Here is a 310-nt window from a genome sequence, read left to right on the forward strand (position 1 = left end):
TTTTGTTTTGGTGTATGCATAAGTTGTATTGAAACTAAACGTATTCCATTTGTAATTCCCAATCATTTCAAAACCATAGGTTTCTGCTTTGTTGATGTTCATAGGAACCCAATAAGAACTGTTTTGCGAGCTCGGAATCCATTGAATCATATCACTCAACTTATTATAAAAAATATTGGTTTGAATGTTTAAATTTTTGCTGATAAAATCATTTCCTAATTCAAATTGATAAGCTGATTCTGATTTCAAATCTGGGTTTCCACCAGTTTTCCAAAACAAATCATTGTACGTTGGATTTCTGAAATTTTTC

1 protein-coding gene is annotated in these 310 nt (G+C 30.3%); it reads right to left on the reverse strand.

Annotated elements, in window-relative coordinates; all coding sequences use genetic code 11:
* Positions 1 to 310 (reverse strand): TonB-dependent receptor domain-containing protein (locus QWI17_RS01285; protein WP_302720680.1); only part of this gene is annotated, 310 nt, incomplete at both ends.

It is taken from the genome of Gilvimarinus gilvus (assembly GCF_030518155.1).
Classification (GTDB): Bacteria; Pseudomonadota; Gammaproteobacteria; order Pseudomonadales; family Cellvibrionaceae; genus Gilvimarinus; species Gilvimarinus gilvus.